We start from the raw sequence: 22,457 nt of genomic DNA, 5'->3' as shown, positions 1-22,457 counted from the left end.
ATGCCAAGTATCAATTCACCGAGATGAATGGATGAAGATTCAGTCGGTAAAGACCTATGTGCTGACCGTCCAGCTCGGCAACGATCGGTTTTATTCATCGCAATGCGCGTTTCCCGAACGTAATAGCTTGCTGGTTCGCATTGAAACAGACGACGGTGCGGTCGGCTGGGGTGAAGGTGGTCAGTACGGTCCCGCGGAGCCGGTTGCTGCATGTATCGATCATGTACTTGCACCCGAGATCATTGGTCGGTCACCGCGTGAGTCGGGCAGGATCTGGGAGGAACTCTATGCGGCGACTCGTGACTTCGGCCAGAAGGGCTCTTACATCGAGGCGATCTCCGCTATCGACATCGCTTTGTGGGACCTGAAAGGTCAATCGTTCGGTGTTCCGGTCCACGAACTACTGGGTGGTGCTTTTCGCCAAAGCGTGCCTGCATATGCAACGGGCTGCTATTACCGAGGCGAAGACGTCCAGGACATTGAGCGAGGACTGCCGCAACTTGCGGAAGAGGCCCATTCGTACGTTCAAGCAGGCTTTGATTTGCTGAAAATTAAGATCGGCCTGGTCAGTATTGAAGACGACCGCCGGCGTCTGGAGGCTGTTCGTAGCGCAGTGGGACCGACAACCGGGATCTTGGTCGACTGCAACCACGCCTACAACGCGACGACGGCGATACGCATGGGCCGCGTTCTTGAAGAATTCGGTTGCCTGTTATTCGAAGAGCCTGTGCCGCCAGAAGATCGTGATGGTTATCGACGTGTGCGTGAGACTCTGGACATCTCGATCGCCGGGGGTGAAGCGGAATACGCGCGTTGGGGATTTCGGGATTTGATCAGCAGCGGATGCGTGGATATTGCCCAACCCGATCTTTGCGTTTGCGGTGGCTTTTCCGAGTGGCAAAAGATCAACGCGATTGCCTCGGCGTACGGTGTCCCCGTGCTTCCACACGTGTGGGGATCGGGAATCGCATTGGCAGCAGCTCTTCACGCGATCGCCGCTTTGCCGCCGATGCCGCATACGGCCAATCCGATTCCGCTGCAAAACGAGCCGGTCGTCGAGTTCGATCAAAACCACAACCCGCTGCGTGACGATTTGCTGACGCAGACAATCGCGATTGGTGCGGACGGAAAGGTTCCCGTACCACAGGGAGCCGGGCTGGGTGTAACGGTCGACGAATCGACCTTACGACAATTCAAAAAACAAGACTCCCAAAGCGTCGCAGAGGCAAAAGAGTTGTCATGAGACGATTCGAAACGAAGAACGTCATTGTCACCGGCGCCGCGATGGGGCTGGGGAAGAGCCTGGCCGAGCAGTTTGCTGCGGAGGGTGCTCGATTGGTCGTATTGGATCGACAAGATCCCGCCGCAGCCGTCCAAGACTTGCGACGCCTTGGTGCGACCGCTGACGGCTTATCCTGCGACATTGCCGTGGAAAAGGACGTGACGAAAGCGGTCGCCGACGCAGCGCAACTTCTGGACGGGAAAATCGACATCCTGATCAACAACGCTGGATTCAACGGAAAGGCGCAGTTGCTTCAGGACATGAAACTCGAGGACTGGGACTACACGCTTCGGGTCAATCTGACCGGCACGATGCTCGTCACACGTGAAGTATCGCACCACATGATCGCTCGCAAATCGGGTCGGATCATCAACATCGCCAGCAATGTTGCCAGGCGTGGTTTGCCCTTCCGAGCGGATTATGTCTCAAGCAAGTGGGCGCTAATAGGGCTGACGCAGACGCTTGCACTGGAGTTGGTAGAACACGGAATTCGTGTGAACGCTGTCTGTCCGGGTCCGATTGAAGGCGAGCGAATTGGACAACTCGTTCGCATGCACTCCGAAGCAGAAGGTGTCGATCTTGCGGCGATGCACAAGGCCTGGGAAGACGTGCCGATGAAGCGGTTCATTCGCCCGGAGGAGGTAGCGAACGTCGTCAAATTTCTTTGCGGTGAAGAAAGCAGTGCTATGACCGGGCAAGCACTCAACATCACCGGCGGAATGATCATGACTTGAGCTTTGAGGCGTTTGCGATGCATGAAGAAATCCCGATCATCGACGCGCACGTTCATGTGATTCCCACGGTCCGTGGCCGCAATCGCTTCGGCAAAGTGGTTTCAGGCCGTTGTGGATGTGTAAATCGTGGTGCAGAGCTCGTGCCCATGTTGCCGACCACATGTGTCGATTCCAACTATCCGGTTGAATCATTGTTCGAGCTAATGGATCGGTCAGGCGTAAAGCAAGCCGTACTCCTGCAGAACCCCACACTGGGTACCTGCAACGAATACATCGGTGACTGCACACAGCGATATCCTGATCGGTTTTGCGGAGTCATTCAGATCGATCCCCGCGACCCGCTCGCGACTGAGACGATACGCCAATTCGTCTCGCCCCAGCATCACACGTTGAAAATGGAGATGAGTTTTGATTGGGGTTGGACCGGCTTGTATCCCGATTTCCGGATCGATTCTGCGGAGATGGATGGAATTTGGCAGACGGTTGCCGATGAAGGTCTTGAAGTGATCATTGATCCGGGACCTCCAGGGAATCTTGGCTATCAAGTCGAAGGCTTTGATGCGCTGATCTCGCGAATGCCCTCGACGCGTTTCGTGCTTGCACATCTGGGCTATCTACCCGCAGATCAATTGTCTGACACGGTCGCGTTGAAGCGTCGTCAGAGCCTGCTGGAACTCGGGCAAAGGGACAACGTTTGGCTGGGCTTATCCGCCGTGCCAACCCTCTTGGAAGAAAGCTATCCATGCCCTGAGGTCGCCCGTCTGTTACGCGAGGCGGTAGGGTTGGTCGGGGCTGAAAAGCTGATATGGGGATCCGACGCACCGGTAACGCTAAATCTGCACACGTACCAACAGTTGATTGATACGGTTCGCTGCGATTCGGACTTCCTGTCGGCGACACAGAAACGACGGATCCTTCACGACAACGCAAAGACCGTTTTTCGAGGATTGAATAACCAATGAAACGCTTCGTATTTACAACTCTATTTTCGTGCTATGCCTTTGCGGCTGTTTCGCTTGTCGCTTCGGAGCGTCCCCCAAACGTCATCCTGATTCTGACGGACGATCAGGGATACGGTGATTTCGGATGTCACGGTCATCCAGCATTAGAAACGCCGGAGATGGACCGCTTGTATTCCGACAGTGTTCGGATGACCGATTTCCACGTCGATCCCACTTGCTCGCCCACCCGAGCGGCATTGATGACCGGTAAGTACGCCAGCCGCGTCGGCGTATGGCACACGCTTCAAGGACGCTCAATGCTACGTCACAACGAAACGACACTGGCTGAGAGATTCCGTGACGCCGGTTATCGCACTGGCATTTTTGGAAAGTGGCATCTTGGGGACGCGTACCCTTATCGGCCCCAAGATCGCGGTTTTGATGAAACGCTGATCCACGGCGGTGGGGGTATCGGGCAAAACCCAGATTACTGGGGCAACACCTATTTTGACGATCACTACTGTCGGGATGGACGGTGGGAGAAGTTCAACGGCTACTGCACCGACGTATGGTTTCGCGAGGCAACACAGTTTATTGAGCGAAATCAAAGCGAACCGTTCTTCTGCTACCTCCCGCTGAACGCCCCCCACTTCTGGTATCGAGTGCCCGATCGATACGCCGAGCCTTATCTCGAACTTGGCATGGAAGAATTGCGAGCTCGATTCTTCGGGATGATCGCCTGCATTGACGCAAACCTTGGGCAATTGCGAGATCGGCTTGGCGAGCTTGGGATTGCCGACAACACGATCCTGATTTTCATGAACGACAACGGACACGGCGGCCCCACGCCCGGTAAGCCTTCGCCCTACGCCTATCATGCCGGATTGCGGAAATGGAAAGGCAGTCCGTATGACGGTGGGCATCGCGCCGCATGCTTCGTTCATTGGCCCAATGGTGGCCTCACCGGTGGCCGAGATATCCCACAACTCACCGCACACTTCGATCTCACTCCGACACTGATCGACCTTTGCGGTTTACAGCCTGCAGCCCCAAACGAAATTGACGGATGTAGCTTCGCGGGGCTGCTTCACGGCGAACAAGTGACTTGGCCAGATCGCACCTTGTGTGTCCACAACCCTCGTGTTGAGCGGCCGCAAATGTGGTTGAAATCGGCAGTTATGACCGAGCGTTGGCGGCTGGTCGAAGGAAAACAACTCTTTGACATCCAAACGGATCCGGGACAGGCAAACGATATCGCTTCGAAGCATCCCAAGGTGGTTGAAGAACTTCGATCCAAATACCTGGATTGGTGGAGTACCCTTCAGCCCCGCTTCGACGAATTTTGTCGCGTCTACATTGGCGCAGCACAGGAAAACCCGGTCAAACTAACCTGCCACGATTGGCACAGTCGGTCATCTTTGCTGACCTGGAATCCTGACGTCATTGCCAACCGCCAGCAAACCAATGGTTGGTGGACAGTCCAAGTAGAACGCCCCGGAACCTACACCTTCCGCTTACAAGAATTGCCCGACGAAGCTGAATCCACCGAACCGATCAGGGCGGAACGTGCGAGACTTCGCATCGGTGCGATAGATCAAGAACTAACGATTCCCGCAAATGCAACATCGGTTGAGTTCAACATCAATCTTCCTGCCGGACCATTCACCATGATGACTTGGCTGATCGAAGATTCTGGTGATTCGCGAGGAGCCCCCTTCGTCTATGTAAACCGACCCGACAAGAGCGGTCAATGAACCGGATCTCCAATGGCAACCACCAACGACCCACTGCGATGAACAGAAGACCTGAACGAATGCACTGGTTTGCATTACTGATGCTCGGTTGCGTTTGCTTTCCGTCGAGCGGAATGGCCCAGATCAAGTATTTTGACTTGATGAAGAAGGAACCCGAAGTTTTCGACATCAAGCTGGCGACGTGTAATCGAACCTTGTCACCTCCCGTTGTGGATGGAGTCCTGGACGACGCTGCCTGGCGCAGGGCAACCCGATTGTCAGATTTTTCCAATACCATTCAGCTAGGTTCAAACAACAACTTCCAGGAAACCACCGCCTGGTTGACCCATGACGACGACTATCTGTATTTCGCATTCTCTTGCCAAGAAGAGCAAATGCAGAGAGTGCGGACAGAGACGGTTCGCTATGACGATCCCGACATCCTGTTTGACGATCGCATCGAAATTTTGCTGGATCCGCAACACAACCACAAGAACATCATCCGTTTAGCATTCAATGCCAACGGAATCACGTACGACACCACGTTTGATCGCCCGGTCCAGTATTCCGTTTCATGCATTAAGGGTGACGATCGCTGGAATACGGAATGGCGAGTAAAGACACAGAAACTTGATGATCGCTGGACTGCCGAAGTGGCTATCGCCATGGATCGCATCTATCCCCATCCCATCCGCCCCGGCACCACTTGGGGTTTCAATATTGTCCGAGACCGTCACTCACGTTTCTATCATGGTCCGCGCGCTGGCGGCGGAGCCAAACCGCATGGAACGCAACAAATGACGGCCTGGCAACCGGTCGACGGCAATGTGAAAGGAAGCTTTTCCGATCGCTGGCTGGAACCCAATGGCTATGCGGACTTGGTCTTTGACCAGAACGACCTAGCTGTTTCCAGACTTGCCTTTCACGAAGCGTATGCGAACTACAACGGAAGCGTTTGGCACAAACCACAGTTCTTTGGCGACAACCCGCTTGAAGTGACGCTGCAAAATCACTCCGGCCACTCGATGGATCTTCTTTTGGTTAGCCAAACAACCGACTACCGTGGGGATTCAATCCGCATTGAGAAGGACGTCTCATTGAACGCGAAAGACTCGCGTACGGTTACAACCTTGATCCCGATCCGCGACTGTGAACGTCAACAGTTTTCATTATCGGTCGTCGACAAAGACGCAAACGCGACTCTGTACAGCACGTCTTATGATACAAGGGTTCCACCGTTCGTTGAATTCGATCTATCTGCGATCTATTCGAACAGAACGAAAGACAGAGAAATAGCTTTCAGCCCGGTGGTTATCCCCGAAGCCATCGACGGCTGCAGTATCTCTTTTGATTTATACCGCACCAACGAACCGGCTCCCATCGCTACAGATCGAAAATCGAATCTGAAACCGTATCTGTTCGAAACTTGCTTCGAGGGATTCGATTGGTCATCCCTACCATCGTCGAACTACACCATCACCTGTCGACTGCGGGATCCAACAGGGAAAACTATCGGAGAATTTGATCACGGATTCACCAAACACCGCACAGAACCGTGCAGCAACTTACATGCTTCGGAAACCCAGTACAGCTTCGGTGGCCAAGAGGGCAAGGCCACGGTGGTATCCTTCCCCGCCGGTGAACGATTCGTTTTCTGGGAACATTCTTCCTATGTTCCCTGGTGGGACCTCGAGAACATGGCCGTCACCTACGAGTTCATGGAGTGCTGGGGCTTTGGCAACCAGGGATGCAGCGAGCCGATGCAGGACAAGGAAAACCGTTACTCCAAAGTCGACATCATTGAAAACACGCCGGCGCGCGTCGTATTGCGTTGGCGATACGCACTGGGTGACCCGAATTACCAGATCATTTTCAATGAATGGGTCACCGAGTATTACTACCTTTACCCAGATGGCTCCGGCGTTCGAGACATTCAGTTCTGGGCCAACAGCGATGTGCGACACGAAATCCTTCAGCCTCAATACGTCTTCCCCACCGGTGTCATCCCGCGGCAGATGTTCGAAGACATCACTTGCAAGGTTTTCAATTTTGACGGTGAATCCGTTGTCAACCGAATCGATGCGCCAGTATTGAAGCATCCCGAACAAGCGAAAGATTGGAAGGAGGAAGTGATGCGGATCTTTCTGAAAGACCGCAAACATCCCTACCTGATTTGGTCGAAGCGAGAAGACATCGTCCCGAATTCAATCAACAAGGGCCTCGTTGTTGGCGACGTCGGACGGTCCATGGGCGGGCACTGGCCGATGCAACCGATGAACGTGGATGTCTACAGCGTCGTCGGAACCGACCGGCCGTATCACAGTTGGCTCGGAAGCGTCCACGTTGTGCCCGATCCCAAGACGCAACCGAATCGATGGAAGCACTTGATCGGTGTGTGTGATCAAGGTGACGAACAACTCATCACAATCGGCACGAACTGGCTTTATCCGCCATCGGTGCATACACAATGCGAGGGAATTTCATTCACTGGTTTCGATGCAGCCCAAAAGGCGTTTGTCTTCCACCAAAGCCATGAGGTTCCGGAGCTGAATTTTCGTTTTTCAGGAGAGGAGGAAACGGTCTTTCACCCCGCAGTGATCCTGGAAAATTGTTTTATGGAGATTCAGTCCATCAGCGTAAATGACAAAGCGTTGGCCCCAGAGGAATTCAAGTCTGCAACGATTACAACAAGTGGCGATGCAGGCAAGATCATCTGGCTGGACCGAGAGATCCCCATTGAAACAACGTTGTCGATCCGATTCACCAGCACCACGGGCAGGTAGATTCAATGACTACGACTTTACGATCCATCAGCCTTTCGATCCTCGTACTCGCGTGCAGTCCCTTGTCCGCGCAGATGAAATACCTGGACCGGATGGATGCGGGACTGAAGAATTTTTCATTGCGGAAGCTTGTTGCACTGCGAGCCGACCAACCGCCGGTATTGGATGGAAAACTCGATGATGACTGCTGGAAAGAGTCGAACGTTTACACTGACTTCCAGAAGACTTGTGTCGGCCCCGGCGAATTGGTCGCTAATCAGACGAATTTCTACGTCCTTTTCGACCAACGGTATCTGTACGTCGCGTTTGAATGTTTCGAAGACGACATGTCGGGTCTACGGACCAAGGCATTCATCCAGGATGACGAGCAAAATATCCAAGGCGACGACCGAGTGGAGGTATGGTTGGACCTGGACCACGACCATTGGCAGGCGGTGAACCTGGTGTTGAGTGCCTCGGGCGCCACGATGGACCAGACGATTGAACGGCCGGTTCAATACGCATTTTCGTCCAACTACAAACCACAGTGGAACGGAAAATGGCATAGCAGCGTTTCCCGATACGACGATCGCTGGACGGCCGAAATCTTCATTGATGTCAACCATATCAGCAACCGCAAGAACTTTGACGGAAGAACGTTTGGCCTTCTTGCGGGGCGAGGGAGAAGCAGTCGCGTTGGAAACCAAATCCAGGTCAAGCAGAGGCAGCAGACACAATTCCTTTCCGCCGAGCAAAAGAATGCTGTGAGCGAAAGAAACACGTTTGATTACGCGAGGTTTGCTGAATACAGTTCTATTCCCTACTGCGAGGACCGTACCGACCGAATGAATACCTACGCGGGGTTTTCATCTCCGATCCGTTTTGCGGATTTAGTGTGCGGAGAAAACCCTCTGGCCGTGAGGTCGATCGCCTTCAACGAGGCCCACGCCAACTATAGTGGACGGGTTTGGCAAAAGCCGATGTTTTGGGGCAACAACCCGCTGCGACTGCATCTTAAAAACACGAGCGAGAGTGCTTTGAACATCGCCGTGGAGGTTGCCACACAGGACCAAAACGGGGATAGAGCGCTGAACCGCCAAACGCTGAAAATTCCCGCTGAAGAGAGTCGACAAGTCACCACAGAGATAAAGATTCGAGACTTCGATTTCCAATCGTTTGAGGTAAAGATTTCGGATGCGAACACCGGACGCCTGTTCTATCACACTTCTTACATGAGCCGAGTGCCGCCGTTCGTCGAATTCGACCTGGAGGCGGTCTATCTTCCGCAGGAACAATCGGGACGCATCCGGTGTATTCCGGTGATGCACAACGCAGACACTTACGACTTGACTGTGTCACTCATTCGCCAAGAGACAGGGGAAGTAATCGCCTCAGAATTGTTGACCGAGTTCAGCAGCGGAAATGACTACATCGTTTGCCTTGGTGACCATGACATCAAGAACCTGCCGGCTGGCGACTACGCTTTGCTATGTCAACTGATCGACGCGAGGGGAATGGTCGCCGGCACGTTCAAACAACTTTTCACGAGAAAAGTGTACGGCGACGACAGATCGTTCAGCGCTCGACGGGAAACGTACAGCTATGGCGGAGTCAAGGGAGACGCCGTCGTGGTTAGCTTTCCCGGCCGCAAGGATATGGTGTTCCCTGAGCATACGTCCTATATCCCCTTCTGGGATTTCAACAATGTGGGTGTCAGCTACGAATTTGTGGAGGCCTGGGGATACGGTTCACAGAGTTGCAATGAACCGATGCAGGACAAAAAGAACCGCTATACCCGCGTCGAAATCATTGAGAACACACCGAGTCGAGTCACCGTTCTTTACCAGTACGCATTGAACAACAACAACTACAAGATCTATTTCAACGAATGGGTCGATGAGTTGTACACGTTTTATCCTGATGGCACGGGAACCCGAAATATCAGAATCTGGGCGAACACCGACCTTCACCACACGACTTGCCAGCCACAGTACGTGATACCACCGGGGATTTTGCCCGAAGCCATACTCGAACCGGTGATAACCCGCGTATCGAACATCCAAGGTGAGAACGTTGAGAATCGCCTTGGCAGCGAGGTGACAGTCAAGGGATACAACAAGAGCTGGAATGAAGAGATTTTGAGAATCCCATTGAAGAATCGACCGGATGCCTTCCTGGTGCTTGGTAAGAACCAGGGCCTCGTCGATAACTACGTCACCAGCAATTTCCTTTATCAAAACGAAGACAGCCGAGATGTGCGTTTTAACTTGGGCGCACACTGGCCAATGTCGGAGATTGACATCGATGTCTTCAACATCGTGTCAGTCAACCGACCGTACCATAGCTGGATTGGAAACATGCGCATCAACACCAACACGGAACGCGAACCGAATGAGGTCACGCTTCTGATTGGTGCCACAGACCAAGATGATGACCATATTCGCCTGGTGGCAAGTTCCTGGCTCTACCCCGCTCGCGTTGTGGTCTTGAGTCATAACGCCGTCGACACCGGATTCAACCACGTGAAGAAGGCATATGAGCTTACCCTGAAGAAGGGAGCACTTCCCAAGGTAGAACTAAGATTCTTACCGCAGAAATTTGAAACGATCATCAATCCCGCCATCATGCTACGCGATTTCCACAGGAGTCCTGCAGATTGCGAGGTCTTTATCAAAGGGAACAGGCTGGCCGCTGATAAGTACAGCCTAACCTCCATCGGTAGTAACGATTCGGACATGTTGATCTGGATCGACAAGGCCGTTTCCGCGCAGGACACCATTTTGATCCGCTGATCGCCAGCCTGGCATGTAGCGTGGTCGAATCCGCCGATTCGCGAATTGCAGTAGTCACATTCAAGCCCCCCCGTTCATTCCAAGCATCATGATTCATCGAAACAAGATTGGAAGCTGTACGATGCGACTTCGAGAACGGCACCAGCACGACGTTCCTGTGGGTCGGTTCCGGAAAAACATCAAGGAAGGTTGGCATTCACTACGAACCGTTTTAATCTTTTGCATCTGTTGGGGAGTCGTACTCGTGATGGGGCATTCAACCTCAAGGGGCCAATCGGATGGAAACGCGACGATCGAGACTCGGAATCTCTATGCGAACATGAAACGCATGAGTGGAAGGGGAATCATGGTCGGGCATCAAAACACCCAAACAATGTTTCGTGACGGGCGAAACTTTGAAAACGTGCCTCCGTATCCCTCCGATTGCGTCAGGGCAGTGGGCGAGTACCCGGCCGTGCATGGATTTGATTTCAATCCAGTGAATCGGGAGCACAACCTGATTCGAGATGAGATCATCGACGCCCACCTACGTGGTGGGATCATTACAATCAGCTGGCATGCTCACAACCCGCTTTCCGGAGGCGGTCACAAGGACAGGGCGGGCAATCCCATGCGAGAGATCACACCTGGTGGTTCTGCTAACGAGGCGTGGAGATCAGAGCTGGACAAAAAGGTGAAATTTTTCAAGGGTCTTACGGTTGATGGTGTGAAAATCCCTGTCCTGTTTCGCCCCTTTCATGAGCACACCCACAACGCGTTCTGGTGGGGCGTTAAGTCGTGTAGTTCAGAGGAGTATGTCTCTGCCTATCGCTACACGGTCGACTACCTTCGCGACAAGGGAGTCGACAACCTGTTGTTGGTCTATTCGCCGTATTCGGTTACCCGTACCGGCGAAGAAGAAATGCGTTCTAGGTATCCGGGAGACAAGTACGTCGATTTTCTAGCTGTCGACCACTACGGCAACGAAACCTACAGGGACGGAGAAGAGCCCTGGGAGGTTTTTTACCGCGAGTTCCTGGAGAACTGCGAGATTACGGCGTCTTTTGCCCAGAAGCACGAGAAGCCAGTTGTCATCGCGGAGATCGGCGTAAGAAAGGGCCTGAAGAATTCGTCAAAGACGAGTTGGTACGTCGACCTGCTAGAAATGCTGAAGTCCGACGCCCACGCCCGCCAATTCGTCTACATGTTGCTGTGGCAAAATGGCCCAGAAAACTATTGGGTGCCGCTTCCGGGCGACCCACACCATGCGGATTTCAAGTCTTTCCATAAAGATCCTTACACTCTTTTCGAAACAGATCTTCCGGATATGTATCGTGCTCCGTCGGCAGAAACCGGACGCTAGGCACTGTTTATCAATTGGTAACCCGAAGCGTCAGCAAGGGGCCGAAGTTATTCATTCATCAAGAATCCCTCGCTGACGCGTCGGGTTACCGTTTTCATTGGCCTTCGTCTTGAATTGATAAACAGTGCCTAGTCTCTCAACGACAAACGGGACCTCCCTATGAATTTGAATCGCAACCTGAGCCGCCTTTGCCTTGTGTTTGCTATCGCGATCTTGGGGCCAGCGCCCGCTGATGCGTCTTCCAATCCGAACATCCTCTTGATATTAATGGATGACATGGGGATTGGAGACTTGAGTTGCTCGGGGAATTCCGTGTTCGAGACTCCTCAAATTGATCGATTGAGCAAACAGTCGATTCGTTTCGAAAACTTCTTCGTCAATGCGTCATGTTCCCCCACTCGGGCGGCCTTGATGACGGGTCGCTACTTCGTTGACGCTGGCGTTTGGGGGGTTCACGGTGGGCGCGAATACATGCACACCGACGAAGTGACGCTGGCCCAAGCATTGCAACGTGGTGGTTACGCGACCGGCCTATTCGGCAAATGGCATTTGGGTAAATCCGAAGACACCAAACCGTATCGTCGCGGCTTCGACGAAAGCATTCACTTGGTCGGACGATTGTATGCAGACACGGGTCCTATTGTGGAACGAAACGGTATTCAGGAGTCGCCGAAAGGATGGAGCGTCGACCTGGTAACCGAATGGACGAAGGACTTCATACGGCGCAAACAAGCAGAAGGGAAACCATGGTTTGCGATGGCGAGCTATCCGCAGATTCACACCCAGTGGACCGCCAAGGAAGAGTACATCGAACGATACCGTGGGCGAGGATACAGCGAGGGATTCGAGCTTCTTGCAGGGTATGTCGCACAGACGGATGAGGGCGTCGGACGTTTGATCGAATCGATTACCGAGAGCGATCTTGCACAGAACACGGTGGTTGTCTACTTGCACGACAACGGCCCCATCAACCGGATGTCAAACAACTCGCAATTCATCGCTGACGACGAAGCGGTCATCCGGAACGCAATGAAGCTGCGAGGACAGAAGGGGCAAGTGTGGGACAATGGTGTGCGTTCACCGTTGTTCATCCGGTTGCCCGGCGGCCACGGTGGCGTTTCAATCGCCGACAATGCCCACGTCATGGACTTGCTGCCCACGATATGCGAACTGGCCGGTGTGGCGATACCCACCGACACTGCGGGTCCGCTTGCCGGGCGAAGCTTGAAACCGCTAATGGATCTTGGCGAAAACGCTAACTGGAGCGATCGCTACCTCATGGGCACCCGGCCGACGCCCACCTGGGGAACGAAACCCTTCACCAGCAGTGGCATGCACAAGGCAATGCCGATCCGACAGCGTTCCGTGCTGCGTTACGAGTTTCAAGACAATATCTCCATCCGCGATCAACGTTTCAAATTGGTCAAATTCAAAGACGACGAGATGTTGTTCGACATTCAAAGTGACCCGTCGGAACTGGTGGACCTAAGCGATACTTACCCGAACCGTAAGCAGAAAATGTCGGCTGCCATGAAAACCTGGTTCGAAGCCTTCATCGATTCGCCGCGTTGCTTCACGTACCCGACTTCAACGATTGGAGTCGCCGGCCAAGTGAGATCCAGTGTGCACATCGCTTCTGCGTTTGAAGATCATGGCGTCACAAGGGGCAGCGAAGGGATTCGGGACTGGGACGATGGCGGCGATGTGGCACGGTTCCGAATTCGGGTCGAGCAGAAGGGGACCTATGCGGTCTGCTTGCAATCATCCAGCTCGGACAAGGCGATCGATGCTCAGGCTCGTTTTCGAATTGGCATCGGAGAACAGCTGATCGAAGCATCGCTGCAGCAGCTAGCGGATAAGCAACACTCCGTACGACGGCCAAGACAGACTAGCTTGCCTCTGACGCCAGGCGAATACATTCTCTCGGTGGAATTGATCGATCCCGCGACGGCGAAAGGCAGGTTGCAGATAAAGGCCGTCTGCTTTGATCTGCAAGGCCCCTGAGCTTCCAGTTAGGAAGGGAGGTGGCGTGCTCCCCAAAAACTGGTCCATGAGTTATGAGAGTGTACTGGCCAATAACGGCCAAGGAGACTCTCGAGATGAAACAAGCACGAAAGCGACGTAAGCCCGAACAGATCGTCAAGGCGATCGCCGAGGGTGAAGCCATGTTGGCCGCCGGCAAGAGCCTGGCGGAGGTGTACCAGAAGCTTGGGATTGTTGAATCGACCTGGATGCGATGGAAGAAGCAGTACGGCGGCATGAAGTCCGATGAGGCTCGACGGCTTCGCGAACTCGAAATCGAGAACCAGAAGCTCAAAGAACTGCTGGCCGAAGCAGAACTCGATAAGCGAATGCTCAAGGTGATCGCTGAGGGAAACTTCTAAGCCCGACGCGTCGCCGTGAAGCAGCCTGCAAGTTGCAGAGTTGCTTCGGCGTCTCGGAGCGTCGGGCTTGCAGGACGCTCGGCCAATCGCGAAGTAGCCAACGATACCGGCCAAACGCAAAAGAAGACGAACCACGTCTGGTTGCTCGAATACTGGAACTCGTCCGCGAGTTTCCTCGCTATGGCTATCGACGCATCACTCGTCTTCTGCGGCAGGAAGGCTGGCGTGTGAACTTCAAACGAATCCACCGACTCTGGAAACAACAAGGTCTCAAGGTGCCGGTCAAAAAGGCGAAAAAGCGACGATTGGGTAACTCCGAAGGCGGCGTCATTCGTCGATCGGCCGAGTACCCCAATCACGTTTGGTCGGTCGACTTCATCTTTGATCGAACCGAAGACGGTCGCTCGTTGAAGATCCTCTCTCTGATCGACGAGTTCACTCGTGAGTGCATTGCACTGGAAGTGGGTCGAAAGTTCACCGGCGACGATTTGGTGGCGCTGTTGAGCGACTTATTCGTCAGCCGCGGCATCCCGTCGTTCATCCGCAGCGACAATGGCCCGGAGTTCATCAGCAAGGCGGTCCGCTCCTTTCTGGACTTCATTGAGGTGGGGACTTCCTACATCGAACCGGGCAGTCCCTGGCAGAACGGCTACGTCGAAAGCTTCCACAGCAGGCTTCGCGATGAGTGTTTATCGTGCGAGCTGTTCAGCAGCTTGTCCGAGGCACAGTCGATCATTGAGTCATGGCGTCAAACGTACAACCATCGACGTCCGCACAGCGGCATCGGTGGAATGGCCCCAGCGGATTTTGCTTCACAGTGGGCTACTTCCGCTTCGTTCGCTGCGCTCCCTTCGCGGAAGCAGCCCACTGTGGAATCGTTTAACCAACCCGTACTCTCATAACCGTGGATCAGGAAATGGGGGCATTCCACCCAGCCGGTCTCTTTCCGGATCCGGATGATCGTATCGGCGATGCTTTCGTCGATTCGCGGCCGACCAGGTTTATCGTCCACTTTCGATTTCGGCCGTTTCGCCGGCCCGTCCTCCATGTTTCGGATCCAGCGGCGAAAGGTCGAATAGCTGACGATTGAGATCAGTTCCTTGATACGCGGGCCAAGCTTCTTGCCGTGACGAACCAGCCGGCGTCGCTCCTGATTGTTCAACGTGATCCGATACGGTAACTTGCTCCGCAGGATTGCATTCTCCGCTTTCAAGTACGTCACTTGCTGGGCCAGTTCCTGCCGAGTCAGTGACGCAAGCAGTGTCAAAAGCGGGTGAACGATCGCGGCCATTCGTACTGCCGATTCCCTTGCAAATCCTGAAATATTCGGGTTGGCGACGTTTTTGTACCCCGCTGAAACGACGAGCGTACAGACCGATTCGCCCGCCGCAATGGCCACAAGTATGAAGCGTAGTTTGCCATTTAAACTTCGGCATCGCCGTTCAGAAAAATCGGAACAGATTGCCAGCGATCGAGTCGCTTCGGCCAGCATTCTCTCTCCCTGTTAACCACTCGCAGACAGGCGAGAAAAAGCAGCGTCGGTTAACAGCAACGTCCCATATAGATTTCGCATCTGCGTCGCCCGAGAACGGATCAAAAGGGACGGCAAGTGCATTGCAACAGGCGTATTCCTCACAAAAAATCCTGCAAAATCCGCTGAGTCTCTCCGGATTGGTTTTGTACGGGGAGGAAAAGCTCAAAAGGGACCAGAGGCGCCCCCAGGTGGTCCCTTTTCAAGCGCCCCGTGACAGGCGAGTTTCAAAATCAGCTTTTCGATGTCCGCGGCAGTTCTTGGCCGGCCCTTCTTCGGTTTCTGCTTCTTCTTGCCGGATTCTTCTCGGATCCATCGACGAATGGTTGAGGGATGCACGATCGTCGCCAGCTCGTTCAACGCCGAGCCAAGATTTCTGGCGAACCGGATCAGGCGATTTTTCTCACGCAGAGTTAGGCTCAGTCGCTTCGGCAGTCGGCTTCGCAGGATCTGGTTTTCTGCTTTCAAATAGCTCACTTGCCGAGCCAATTCCTTGTCCGTGGACTTGGCGATCACGAGCATCAAAGAGGTGTAGACGTTTCGGAAGCTCGCCATTGCAATTATGCTGTTTTCATAGGGAAAGTCGCGGTCGGAGCGGACTTTTTGCACCCCAGGATCGGCCCTCCAAAGTAATTCGAACCCGCCCCGGTTCAATGGAGACGCGTCGTTTCACCGTCACTCTTCAATCCGTCACACGCGGCCACCGTCATACCAAGTGTGACGCCCGTAAGCCGCGAACTCTTGCTCGCTAGAACGTTCGTAGCCGTGACATTTGTGCCGCTTTGAACCCAAACGGCCTCTGACTCAGTAAGCCATTTCCCCGGCAGTGTTTACGAAAAAGAGAACTCCCGCGAAATCTCACGCTGGGGGTCCTGCACGGGGAGGTGATGGGGCGTAAGAAGCCAATGGAAGTATCAATGGTGAGAGAAGTCTTTGGAAAAGTCCGCGAATTTCAGTCGTCGCTTTGACCAGTTGATTGCGAGTTGGCGACCGTGCTGCAACGCGTCCGATTTCGTGCTGGGCAACGCGGAGCGGGCTGCCAAAGCGGTCATTGAACAGCACGAGCGGATTCAGCTAGACCGCGTCCAGCCCCGCCAGTTTGTTGAATCGCTGTGATTACAGGCTGTGCGTATGCGTGCGAGTGGCGCCAGACAGGCCGACCGACGAAGTTTGCCAATATGGAATTTTTTCCTGGCATTTTCAGAGAATTTGCGGCAGGTTGGCGATTGTCGATGCATCGGTATGCATGACGATGTCACAATCCGGTCAAGAACCGGCGACGGTGCCAAAGGTCAATGCACGGTTGTTCCTAGTGGCCGGATCGATGTCCAATGTCAGGCCGAAATGCTGTATCGCAACCTGTGTTACTTGCCTTGCTAAACTTTGACGCGAGGGCGATGCCATCGGACAGCCCCGATTCCGAACACTTTGAAAAAATGACGACGCAAATGAGAGCGTTTCTGATCGTTGCTTGCGTACTGTGCCTGTCGGCCGCGCACGCGAATGCTGAACAGCAAGAACCGAAGTCGAAGCCCAACATCATCATCGTCTTTGCCGACGACATCAGCGCTCGAGAATTTCCGATCTACGGATCGTCGGTCTGGACGAAAGAGAAGGGTGTGGACACATCGGATCGGGCGTTTCGAGCCGCAACACCGGTGCTGGATCAAATGGCCCAGGAAGGATGCTGGATCAAGACGGCATGGGCGTCGGTCGTCTGTTCGCCCAGTCGTGCGATGATGATGACCGGACGATATGCCCACCTGCATAAATGGTGGCAGAATTCCTACAAGGGACGATACATCGACGAAAACGGAAAGGAAACCACGTGGCCGCTTTACATGAGTTCGCCGCTGCAGATTGGACACGTCGCTCAACGCGCAGGGTACGGAACTTACTGGGCTGGCAAAACTCAGATGGCCGGAGACCTTCGCGAGTATGGTTTTGATCAAGGCTGCTTCACACCCGGTAGCCTAGCTGACAAAGACAACCCCTACACCGACTTCAAGCTGGTCCAGAGAGTTGTCGACGGTGAAAAACTGATCTTCAACGCGGACACCGGCAAACCGATTGACACGTACCTTCAACATGGTTGGTACTTTTACCCGCACGTCCGGTTGATGAATCACGACGACCAGGAATTTCAGTGGTGGCCAAACACCGATGAGTCCAGGGAGGCGTTCGGTCCCGGCACCTACGGCCCCGACGTCGAACTGGATTTCATCTTTGACTTCATGGACCGCCAGCATTCCAAGGGGCAACCGTTCTTCGTCTATCACACCACGCACCTGGGTCACGGTGCGTTCGATTGGCTGAACCCCACCAACGGCCAATGCTGGCCGGGGACTCCCGTCGTCCAGTGGGACGGTGACAAATACACGCGGACCGAACCTCGAATTACCGGCGACGACGGCGTTTATGACACCCACGGAACGGTCACAGAAACGGGGATCCAGTCGCACATTGAATACCTGGACTATCAGATGTGGCTGTACCGCAACCGATTGCGGGAAATGGGGATCGCCGACAACACCGTGATTATCTTTTGCGCCGACAATGGAACTTCCGGATATGGAAAGGGCAGCCATGATCGTCAGAAGGGCGTCCATGTGCCGCTGATCATTTTTGCACCGGGAATGGCGAAACACGGCCGGCAAGATGTCCTGGTCAACCTGTCCGACCTGCTACCGACGATCGCTGATTTGACGTGTGCAACGCTCCCCGCAAATTACGTGCACAACGGCGAAAGCCTCGTTCCGTTTTTATTCACGGACAAGCCGAGACATCGTCAGTGGATCTACGGATACAGTCGCCAGCGACAGATCATTCGTGGCGATCTTGTGATGCGAGACGGCAACGGCAAGTGGTGGGATGTCGCCGAAGAACCCGCGGATTTGATCAGTTACAACCAGATCACTAACTGGGACGACGTTTCACAACAGCATCGCGATGAACGCGACAAGTTGAACACCGTCCTTCCCCAGTTCGATATGTTCGATACCGAACCCGATGCGCCAGGAGTCCGCCGTTCGGAGAAACTCGGTGACCTCAAAGCATCGGGCTCGGTGAAGAAGGGTGCAACGAACCGAGCGACAGGCTCGCAGATGGCATCACCCGCGGCTGGCGACGTTGGTTCACAACAATGGAGGGCCGTTTTTGAAGACGACTACGACAACCGAAACAAAATTGGCAAGGATTACACGACGGCACGGGGCCACGAGGATTCTTGGTCGGTCATCAACGGCGTGCTAGTTGGAAAACAGACCAAGGCGGATCACGGTGCGGTCATCCGGACACAGCTTGATTTTGACGACATCGATATCCAGTTCGATTTTCGGTTCAGCGGCGGGAAGAGTTTCAACTTTGTGATCGATGACGAGAACGAGAAATCCGTTCATGCCGGACACATCTGTCGCGTTTCTGTTTTTCCGAAGTCACTAAGGATTGGTGACGACAAAACGGGCAGCATGAATCTGGACGTCCGCAAGCAACGCCAAGACAAGAATCTATCGGCTTCTGATGCCGAGGCACTGCAGAGGCTACTGGAACGCACAGCTGCGTCCGCAAAGATCAGCATTCACCCCGAACAATGGCACACGCTGCGAATTCGAATCCGCAGTGACGTCATGAAAGCGTTTCTTGATGAGGCATTGGTCACAAGTCTGCGATCACCGGGTTTCGACCATCCGACCAAAACCAAGTTCGGCTTCACGGTGAACGGACGGTCCATTGATTTTGACAACCTGGTTGTGAAAAGACTCGAAACGATGGACGGACGCTGATGGCGCTAGGTAGGCGTCGGTTTACTGAACTTAAAAAAGTCTGTCCGGCTACTTAACGCCAGCAAACGCGGCCTTCGAAGATCGACAACTGGTCACAGTCGAAGGAACAAAGGATCTTTTCCAACGCTTCAAAGCGGATTCCTGGGGCGATGATCTCGTCCATGATTGCATCCGCCTCGCTCATCAATTGTTCAAACCGCTCGGCATCCATTTTTTCGTCGACCTCACCGGCAAGCCGTCCCAATTCATGCTCTTTGTCGAACAGAGCTTTCACCTTGTAGAACGCACCCGTCGGCTCAAAGGGTTCGCATGGCCACTGGTCATCAAAGCCGACGTAGCCAAGCACAACCTCGCCCCGAACGACTCGATATCTTCGTTTCAACGATTGCTCCGATACTTGTCTTGGGGACTGAGAAAAACCTATCGCACAGCGAGACAAGCATAACGTTGATCCGTCGCGATCGCTGCAGCGTTTCGAACGCCGTAAGGCGCCGAGCCATCGCAAGTTGAAGAACCAAGACAAATCCTTGGGTAACCATCAGCACTCTGCGGTCGGCCAGACCAATCACATTGGAGCTTTCGTGATCAGTCGCGCCCAAGCCTTGCCAGAACAGGCCGGTTCCAAATCTGCTTGCCGCCATGCGTCCCGCAAATCCGAAAGCACCGTTTCTATCCAGACACACCGTTCGCGGTGGGCAATCGCATTCGGACACAGGTACCGCCACACGGAACGGGTTCGATATCAATTTCGCCGCCGTGCTTGGTCACGATGGTGTCATAAACAAACGACAGGCCTTGCCCCATCCCCTTGCCGACTTCCTTTGTGGTGAAAAATGGTTCAAAAATTCGGTCGCGGATCTTCGCGGGCACGCCGGGCCCGTTGTCTTGCACCCGAATCTCCACCGCCTCGGCCTGGGCGTGACTGGAAACACGAACGCATCCGATCTGGGACGATCCCTGTTCCTGAATCGCCTCCAATGAATTGTTGATCACGTTCAAAAGACATTGGCTGACCGGACCGGACAAACAAACCACGTCACCAACCTCGGGATCCAATTCTGTTTCAATGGTCGCGATCTGGTCGGCTTGGTTGCGTATCACGGTCAGTGAGTTTTCGATCATTCGGTTCAACTGAGTTGCCGTCTTGTTTTCAGTGGAGTTTTGCGAAAACTCCTTCATGGCACGAACGATGGTCGCCACCCGTTGAACTCCTTCCAGCGACTGGGCAATCGCGCCGGGAAACTCGCTTCGCAAGAACGGAAGGTCCACCAACTCCTGTTCCGTTCGAATCGTCTCGATCAAATCGTCTGCCGCCTCACCGTTCTCGATACGCTTGGCCAGAAGATCGAACAGATCCAGCAACTTTCCGAGGTCCCCGAAAGCACCCTCCAGAAACAACATGTTGTCATTGACAAACTGAATGGGCGTATTGATCTCGTGTGCAATCCCCGCCGCCAACTGGCCGACCGATTCCATTTTTTGGGCTTGAGCCAAGCGGGCTTCCAATGTCTTTTTGCGTGTCAGGTCACGTACCAGCATCGTGTATTGCGAATCGTCACCCGCACCGCTTCGGCTGATGGCGACTTCAGCACAAAACTGTCGGCCGCTCTGCGTGACGCCTTGAATTTCGACGGGTTCAGCATCATGGGCACCTTCGATAGGCGACCAATTAGACTGTTGAGGAAAAAGAACCTGTTCAAGATCCTGCGTCGTCTTGAACAACTGGCGAATGCCGATGTCGTTCGCGTCATCGCGTTCGAAGATCCTTGCGGCCGAGCGATTGAACAGATCAATCTGACCGTCGTGCGAATAGGTGACGATTCCCTCCGCGGCGGTTTCCACAATGGCACGGGTTTGCCTCGCTAAACCATCCAGTCGTTGGTTCGCGTGGAAGATTTCGATCGATTTTTGTTCCAACAGACGTTCGGCTTCTTTGCGAGCCTTGCGTTCACGCTCGAAACGTCGTTGGAGTAGAGGATCATCAGACATACGCCTGAACTTCACCATGACGATGTTGCTCGACGGGCGTCAAACAGAAGCACGCTTCGGTCCCATTACCGTCCCCCAAGTCTTCGCGCACCACCATCACTTCATCACCGAAGTGATCCACACACGCACGGACCAATCCCTCCGCCAAGTCGGCGAATGGTCGCGAAGATTGATAGTGCATCGTCAAGGTTCCTTCATGAATCCCGCAGTCGAAGGTGGGCAGTTCCGCATCGGGGTACAGTTTTCGCACCTCCACATGGATATAGGTTTCCACCAGCGGCAGAAAATCGAAGGCGGACTGTGCGTGTTCGAAGAACTGTGGATACAGTTGCGAAAAACGCTTGAACAAATGCCGCCCAAAAGTCTGCACCAACTCCGGAACGGGAACTCCTGTCTGATCCGACAGAGCCAGGACCAGTTGAATCAACTCGGCATGGTCATAGCTGCCGACGGCGGTGTAGGCACCCTCGTTCGATGTCCCTGACGTGGAAATCACTCGATCCGCGATCTCGATTCCCAGATCGTCTTCGACCATCTCGATCAGTTCGGTAAATACAATGCCCTTCATCGAATTGGCCCTTGTTGAATGCGTGGAAAATGTGCGAAAGAAAACGACCTTTTACGATGTCGTTGCGAGACGATCTGGACCGGGTTGCCGGTCGTCGGTCCCGGAAAGACTGCGTCGCCAGCGTCCCCTTCGAAAGCCATCCAGTATCTGCGACACACGTTTGCTGTCGCCGTTGAGATCGGTCAATCGTTGACCTCGAAAGAAATCGACAAAGCCGGGCAGTTCTTCCAGCGTGTTCAAGCCACTCAGAAACCCCATACTCCATTGACCGAAATTTCGTTCGGTGATCGTTCTTGACGACAGCAACAAAACATTGTCGTGCCTGTTATCACGAGCAATCTTCTGATACAGCCGATCCACGGCGTCTGGCATCCCTTCCAAAACCTGCAAGAACGTCCCTTCATGGAACAACAGCACGCCGGAAACGTCGATACCGGCGTTATTGCGTCGCGACTGGGCCAAAAGCGTTTCCAGGTCTTCATCGGAAAACGCAACCGTCGCGGCACTGACGTAGACCAGTTGCGTCATGTCGCTTGGGTGATCGCAAAGATTCATTTCCATCGTGTTCTCCAATTCATCGAAGGCAAGTCCGCCAGTCATAAGACAAAATTCGGTTC

At 53.9% G+C, this 22,457-nt stretch carries 16 protein-coding genes; 11 read left to right on the top strand and 5 right to left on the bottom strand.

Annotated features, from left to right (window positions below; all coding sequences use genetic code 11):
• Window positions 1-31: 31 nt before the first annotated feature.
• The 9 genes from Mal65_RS07590 (at window position 32) to Mal65_RS07550 (ending at window position 14,872) form a co-directional block, all read left to right on the top strand.
• Window positions 32-1,243, top strand: coding sequence for a mandelate racemase/muconate lactonizing enzyme family protein (locus Mal65_RS07590; protein WP_145295536.1), 1,212 nt, complete (start codon window positions 32-34; stop codon window positions 1,241-1,243).
• The gene (locus Mal65_RS07585; protein WP_145295533.1) at window positions 1,240-2,016 is read left to right on the top strand and encodes an SDR family NAD(P)-dependent oxidoreductase; all 777 of its coding nucleotides are present in this window, start codon (window positions 1,240-1,242) and stop codon (window positions 2,014-2,016) included. Before Mal65_RS07590 ends, Mal65_RS07585 begins: the two co-directional genes overlap by 4 nt.
• A gap of 17 nt (window positions 2,017-2,033) precedes the next feature.
• Window positions 2,034-2,978 (top strand): amidohydrolase family protein, encoded by a 945-nt coding sequence (locus tag Mal65_RS07580; protein ID WP_165701135.1) that lies wholly within the window; start codon window positions 2,034-2,036, stop codon window positions 2,976-2,978.
• A complete protein-coding gene (locus tag Mal65_RS07575) occupies window positions 2,975-4,711 on the top strand; it encodes an arylsulfatase (protein ID WP_145295527.1) in 1,737 nt (578 codons plus the stop codon). Before Mal65_RS07580 ends, Mal65_RS07575 begins: the two co-directional genes overlap by 4 nt.
• 38 nt (window positions 4,712-4,749) lie before the next feature.
• A complete protein-coding gene (locus tag Mal65_RS07570) occupies window positions 4,750-7,473 on the top strand; it encodes a sugar-binding protein (protein WP_165701134.1) in 2,724 nt (907 codons plus the stop codon).
• A 74-nt stretch (window positions 7,474-7,547) separates the two neighbouring features.
• Window positions 7,548-10,244, top strand: a complete 2,697-nt coding sequence (locus Mal65_RS07565; RefSeq protein ID WP_145295521.1) for a DOMON domain-containing protein — start codon at window positions 7,548-7,550, stop codon at window positions 10,242-10,244.
• 88 nt (window positions 10,245-10,332) lie between these two features.
• Window positions 10,333-11,586, top strand: coding sequence for a glycoside hydrolase family 26 protein (locus tag Mal65_RS07560; RefSeq protein ID WP_145295518.1), 1,254 nt, complete (start codon window positions 10,333-10,335; stop codon window positions 11,584-11,586).
• 159 nt (window positions 11,587-11,745) lie between these two features.
• Window positions 11,746-13,590: a sulfatase-like hydrolase/transferase gene (locus Mal65_RS07555; protein ID WP_145295516.1), complete on the top strand. Its 1,845-nt coding sequence runs from the start codon at window positions 11,746-11,748 to the stop codon at window positions 13,588-13,590.
• A 95-nt stretch (window positions 13,591-13,685) separates the two neighbouring features.
• Window positions 13,686-14,872 (top strand): IS3 family transposase gene (locus Mal65_RS07550; protein ID WP_145293410.1). Its coding sequence is split into 2 segments (ribosomal slippage): window positions 13,686-13,956 and window positions 13,956-14,872, totalling 1,188 coding nucleotides; the frame shifts between segments, so codons are not numbered across the junction.
• A gap of 794 nt (window positions 14,873-15,666) precedes the next feature.
• On the opposite strand, the gene Mal65_RS07545 is transcribed toward Mal65_RS07550, so the two are convergent.
• Window positions 15,667-16,110: a hypothetical protein gene (locus Mal65_RS07545; protein ID WP_145295513.1), complete on the bottom strand. Its 444-nt coding sequence runs from the start codon at window positions 16,108-16,110 to the stop codon at window positions 15,667-15,669.
• Between the two features lie 324 nt (window positions 16,111-16,434).
• Between Mal65_RS07545 and Mal65_RS07540 the strand changes: the two genes are divergently transcribed.
• Window positions 16,435-16,617, top strand: a complete 183-nt coding sequence (locus Mal65_RS07540; RefSeq protein WP_145295510.1) for a type II toxin -antitoxin system TacA 1-like antitoxin — start codon at window positions 16,435-16,437, stop codon at window positions 16,615-16,617.
• 215 nt (window positions 16,618-16,832) lie between these two features.
• Entirely contained in the window at window positions 16,833-19,283 is a 2,451-nt protein-coding gene (locus Mal65_RS07535; protein ID WP_196784666.1) for a sulfatase-like hydrolase/transferase, read from the top strand.
• Between the two features lie 52 nt (window positions 19,284-19,335).
• Here Mal65_RS07535 and Mal65_RS07530 read toward each other — a convergent pair whose 3' ends face one another.
• The 4 genes from Mal65_RS07530 to Mal65_RS07515 form a co-directional block, all read right to left on the bottom strand.
• Window positions 19,336-19,665, bottom strand: coding sequence for a hypothetical protein (locus Mal65_RS07530; protein ID WP_145295504.1), 330 nt, complete (start codon window positions 19,663-19,665; stop codon window positions 19,336-19,338).
• A gap of 287 nt (window positions 19,666-19,952) precedes the next feature.
• Window positions 19,953-21,272, bottom strand: coding sequence for a sensor histidine kinase (locus tag Mal65_RS07525; protein ID WP_165701131.1), 1,320 nt, complete (start codon window positions 21,270-21,272; stop codon window positions 19,953-19,955).
• Window positions 21,265-21,840, bottom strand: coding sequence for a heme NO-binding domain-containing protein (locus tag Mal65_RS07520; protein ID WP_145295499.1), 576 nt, complete (start codon window positions 21,838-21,840; stop codon window positions 21,265-21,267). Before Mal65_RS07520 ends, Mal65_RS07525 begins: the two co-directional genes overlap by 8 nt.
• Window positions 21,841-21,891: 51 nt before the next feature.
• A complete protein-coding gene (locus tag Mal65_RS07515) occupies window positions 21,892-22,440 on the bottom strand; it encodes a BLUF domain-containing protein (RefSeq protein ID WP_145295496.1) in 549 nt (182 codons plus the stop codon).
• Between the last annotated feature and the right edge of the window lie 17 nt (window positions 22,441-22,457).

This window comes from Crateriforma conspicua (assembly GCF_007752935.1).
GTDB classification, from domain to species: Bacteria; Planctomycetota; Planctomycetia; order Pirellulales; family Pirellulaceae; genus Crateriforma; species Crateriforma conspicua.
The sequence above is the reverse complement of the archived record's forward strand: the minus strand, read 5'-3'. Positions and strand labels throughout refer to the sequence as shown.